Raw genomic sequence first — 5,213 nt, 5'->3', positions numbered from 1 at the left:
AGAAGGGGCTTTAACCCCTTCTGACACTAGTAAGCTTATACCCCCGCTTAAAGCTTACGCTTTTGAAGCGGGGGATTGCTTACACTGCGTTCAAAGAAACATCGCCACTGCAGGTATTGTCACCACCGTCACCAATGTAGTCAAAAATGTTACCTGCGCCATAAATTTTTCATCTCCTCCATACTCCACACAAAGCATAGTTCCTGATGTAGCCACCGGCATAGCTGATAAAACTACCGCAATATTTAAGGTAAGCTCATTTGAAACGAAGAAATGAAGCATTCCCCATGTGATAATCGGGGATACTACAACACTGAAAAAAGTAATGATATAAGCCTTATAATTGTTAAACATTTCTTTTACAGGCATCTCTCCCAGTGAAGCACCAATTATTAAAAGTGCCGCCGGAGTAGTAACATTGCCAACCATTTCGCAGGTTTGGGCAAGTATTATCGGTCCCTTGTATTGGCAAAGCGCCATAATTACAGATAGAAATGATGCAATCATTGTAGGAGTCAAAAAAGGCTTTATCATATCAAACAGATTTTTTTCTTCCTTTGTTTTTTCTTCCTGCCTTATAAGAGATATTCCGGCTGAATAGCACAAAAGATTAAATGGCATATTGAAGATACTGGTGTATAGCAAGGCATCCGTTCCGAATATAGCCTGAGTAACAGGAAATCCTATAAATCCCACATTTTTATACATAAGTGCAAATTTTCCTGCATCTTTTGTCTTCCCCTCTAATCCAATGGTTTTTGGAACAATTATTTCCAAAATATACAAAGGTATATAGGTCAAAAATGCAATCAGACACACCTCAATAATCTCTGCAGGTCCCGGTAAAACAGTAGAATTCATAACTGCCGAAAGTGCCGTGCAGGGAAGAGTAATATTTAATACTACCTTTGTTAATCCCTGTTTAATCTGAGGTGTAATAACATTTGTTTTGTTTCCAATGTAACCAATTATGAGTACAATAAATAATTCCACCATTTTCTCAAAAATTGGCATAAATGACATCTTTCTTCCTTCTTTCTATTTTGTATTCCCTCAATTTTTCCACAAAAACATGATTTTAATTAGATCCCCTTCGCTAATTTTTCATGAATACAGTGACACTAGTAAGCTTATACCCCCGCTTAAAGCTTACGCTTTTGAAGCGGGGGATTGCTTACACTGCGTTCAAAATACACATCCTGTAAATATTAGCACAGCTTAAACAGGTAATTAAAGGATAATTATTAATATAATTTTGTTATATTTGATTGTCTGTTTTGTAAAATTTCTTTAAAACTGCTTGTTTAGACAACAAATTACATATATAAAAATAGAAATTCAGGTGTTTTTTTATGATAATTTTTCGTATCCCGTTAAATTATCTCCTTCATAAATTACTTTCAAATGAAATTCCTCTTGATCCTCCAAAAGATATTTCAAAAAAATTCTGTCGCCTTCCCAAAGATTTAAGTTCATAATGTCCTCTTTGGGAATCCATTTCAAATCCCCCTCATTACATTGGATAAGCTCTCCATGAAATTCACTTGAAGTATATATATACATAATTTCATCTTCATAAATATCACTGAAAAACTCCACTTTACCCCTGTATCTGCATTCGTCCAGGGTTAATCCGGTTTCCTCCAGCGTTTCTCTGATTATACATTCCTTTGGTGTTTCCCCTTTTTCCACATGTCCCCCTACTCCAAGCCATTTTCCGTGACTTTGGTCATTTTCCTTTTTAACCCTGTGAAGCATAAGATATTTTCCATCACATTCTATATAACATAAAGTTGTTTCTTTCACAGTTCACTTACCTCCAGCAATTCCTCAAAGTCCTCTTTATCAAGTCCAGAAACAATGCTTCCACCTTCAGCAATTATCTGGTCTGAAAGTTCCTTTTTGGAATTTTGTAATTTTATTATTTTTTCTTCAATGGTATTTTTTGCAATCAGCTTATAAACCGTAACAGGCTTTGTCTGTCCTATACGGTGAGCCCTGTCTGTGGCCTGATTTTGTGCTGCCAGATTCCACCATGGGTCAAAATGAATAACTATACCTGCTCCCGTCAGATTAAGTCCTGTTCCACCGGCCTTTAAGGATATTAAAAATAAAGGTGTATTATCCTCATTAAATTTATCCACAAGCATAATTCTATCCTTTTTTGAAGTCTGACCATCAAGCCTGAAATAGTCTATTTTCAAGGATTTAAGCCTACCCTCCAACAGGTTAAATATGCTTGTAAACTGTGAAAATAATAAAACTTTTTGCCCATTGTCAATAGCTGCCTGTATTAACTCCAGACAGGCATCAACTTTTGTGCTCTCCTTAGAATAATTATCAAATAATATTTCCGGAGCACAGCAAATCTGTCTAAGTTTTGTAATTTCAGCCAAAATTTCCAGCTTGCTTTCGTTAAAGTCCTTTTTGGATTTTTGTCCCAGCCTTTCCTTTAAATGCTTTGCATTTGCCAGATAAAGCTTTTTTTGCTCCCCTTCCAGATTAATATAAATAATTTCTTCTGTTTTAGAAGGAAGCTCTTTTAACACATCCTCCTTCAAACGCCTTAAAATAAAGGGTTTTATAAGATGCTTCAACCTGTCTGACATATCAATATCACCGTTTGTAACAATAGGTGTTTCATATTCCTTTTTAAATTTTGTATAAGAATACAAAAATCCAGGCATAAGAAAATCAAATATGCTCCAAAGCTCGCTTAATCTGTTTTCAATAGGTGTTCCCGTAAGGGCGAAGCGATTGGCAGCTTTAAGCGTTTTCACTGCTCTGGCAGCCTTTGTATTGTGATTTTTAATATTTTGTGCCTCATCAATAATTACTCCGTAAAATTCCATGTCATAATATTCAATGTCTCTTTTTAACAGATCATAAGAAGTAATCAAAATATCATAATCCTTATAATTTTTAAGAATTTCCAGTCTTTGCCTTCCATTTCCCACAAGCATGGCGGTTTTTAATCCTTTTGCAAACTTCAAAACCTCTTTTTCCCAGTTATAAACCAGTGACGCAGGACATACTATAATAAAATTTTTAGTCTCCCCACTTTCTTCCTTAAGACCTGAAATATAAGAAATAACCTGAAGACTTTTTCCAAGTCCCATATCATCTGCCAAAATTCCTCCAAAGCCAAGCTTATCAAGAGTTCTAAGCCATCTGTAGCCTGTTTTTTGATAATTTCTAAGAGTATCCTTCAGTCCTTTAGGGATTTCAAAGTCACTATCATTAAAAGTCCTGATATCCCTTATAAGAGCCTTGTAATTTTTATCTGATTCTAAATCAATGTAGTCAAAGGCATCAGTATTTGATAATTGCTCAAGATATAAAGCCCTGTATCTTGGAATTTCAAAATTTCCCTTCTTTAAATCCTTGTCTTTAATGGCAAATGTTTCTGAAATATCTGAAAGTCTGGCCAGCGCATTATTTTCAATACTTAAAAAATCACCGTTTTTAAGCCTGTAATATTTTTTCTTCTTTTTATAATAGCTAAGCATTCCCTCTAATTCATCTACTGGAAAATCCCCCAAATCAAGTTTTAAATCCAGCAATCCTGCATTTATTGAAACCCCAAGCTTAACCTTAGGACTGTCTGCCACCTTGATTTTCTTTAATGCTTCAGAAATATAAACTTCACTGATTTTTTCCAGTTTATCAATGCCCTCCGTCAGTAAAGAATAAATGGCATCCTCGTCTTCAATATCAATTTTTAACTTATTATCCAAATCCCCTTCAAAGTAGTTTAAAGCCTCTTTTAGGATGGTTTGCTCCTTTTCCATATCTCTGGAAATTTGCTGGTTTAAGTTCATATTTGGCAAAATATTATATTCATTTTCACCGTAAAAAGCCTTTAATTCACAACTGATTTTTTCATCATCAATGTCGAGATAAGTCTTAAGTTCTGCCTCCAGTTCAACATATTCCCCTAAATCTTCTTCCCTGTCCAAAAGGGTATATTTATCCAATTTAGGAATAATATTTTTAACAAAAGCAGGCATATCCTTCTCTCCAATAACATAACTGCCCTTGTCATCCCTTTTCATAAGCTTAAGAATCTGACTCATATTTTCAGAATATTCTTTGTCACAAACAAAAAATGTATCCTCACTTAATACAGTCAGCTGCTTTTCATCTCCAAAAACCTCTCCATAAGGAAAAGTAATATAAAATCCTCTTTGGTTTTCAATCTTTTCTATGGATATTTCCAGTCTTGGATTTTCATTTACGACATAACAATCAACAGGTTTATTTTCATTTTCGGAAACTGCTATATGCCCTTCTTTTAACACAGCAAAAAAATGTCCAAGTTTTTCCTTGGTGATTACCATATACCGTTTACTTGTCAGCTTTTTACCATATGAATATCGATATTTTACATTATCCGTGGTCAAAAATTTTTCATTATCCATAATAAAATCAATTATTTTCAAAGCTTCATCCGTAAATGCACTTTTATTATGAATAAAGTCCAGTTTTGCCCCATATGCAAATTTGGCAGAGTTTTTCACATTTTCAATAAATTCCGGTATGTTTTTCAACACATATTTTTTATTTCCAACACCTATTTTAAATTCCAGGGCATACTCCACCTCGTCATACCAAAAGATTTTATTTATAGAAACTGTAGCCTCTAATTCCACATTTTTCTCAATAGCCGGTTGTAAAAATGCCGCCCTTTTTCCAATGGTTTCTCTATAAATCAGGTTTGAAATCTCCTTTTCAGATTCCACCTCAATGTCCTTTGTTTTTACCCCCACCTGCCAAGGCAGTTCATCATTAAGCTTTTCCTTATCAGTAAATTCCATGGCCAACGCCACACAATGCTTGCACATTCCCTCCTGATAAAAAGAGCCCTTGCAATTACATTGATAATCCAAAATAGTACCATCTGTTTCATTAATATAAACATGTGTCCTGTAGCTGTTCCCATTTCTACCGTCAATCATGGCCTTTACATGAAGCTCATCAACATAGTCATATTGCGTAACAATGTCGCGTATCTTCCCTGAATCCGACAGCCTGCTGCCATTCAAAAACGCCTGTACACTTGAATTATTTTTTATCGAACTTACTTTTAATTTCATGGCTTTCTTCTTTCTTTTAAATTTAAGCTTTGTGAATTTGAACGCAGTGTAAGCAATCCCCCGCTTCAAAAGCGTAAGCTTTAAGCGGGGGTATAAGCTTACTAGTGTCAGAAGGGG

At 34.9% G+C, this 5,213-nt stretch carries 3 protein-coding genes; all 3 read right to left on the bottom strand.

The window, feature by feature from the left end; genetic code table 11:
• Positions 1-90 precede the first annotated feature (90 nt).
• Positions 91-1,023: an AEC family transporter gene (locus tag BM153_RS06485; protein WP_092871935.1), complete on the bottom strand. Its 933-nt coding sequence runs from the start codon at positions 1,021-1,023 to the stop codon at positions 91-93.
• Positions 1,024-1,350: 327 nt separating this feature from the next.
• On the bottom strand, positions 1,351-1,806 hold the full coding sequence (locus BM153_RS06480; RefSeq protein ID WP_092871933.1) for an NUDIX hydrolase: 456 nt from the start codon (positions 1,804-1,806) through the stop codon (positions 1,351-1,353).
• Positions 1,803-5,096 (bottom strand): DEAD/DEAH box helicase, encoded by a 3,294-nt coding sequence (locus BM153_RS06475; RefSeq protein ID WP_092871931.1) that lies wholly within the window; start codon positions 5,094-5,096, stop codon positions 1,803-1,805. Before BM153_RS06475 ends, BM153_RS06480 begins: the two co-directional genes overlap by 4 nt.
• Positions 5,097-5,213 lie beyond the last annotated feature (117 nt).

This window comes from Acetitomaculum ruminis DSM 5522, assembly GCF_900112085.1.
Lineage (GTDB): Bacteria > Bacillota > Clostridia > Lachnospirales > Lachnospiraceae > Acetitomaculum > Acetitomaculum ruminis.
This window is presented reverse-complemented; position numbering and strand designations above follow the sequence as displayed.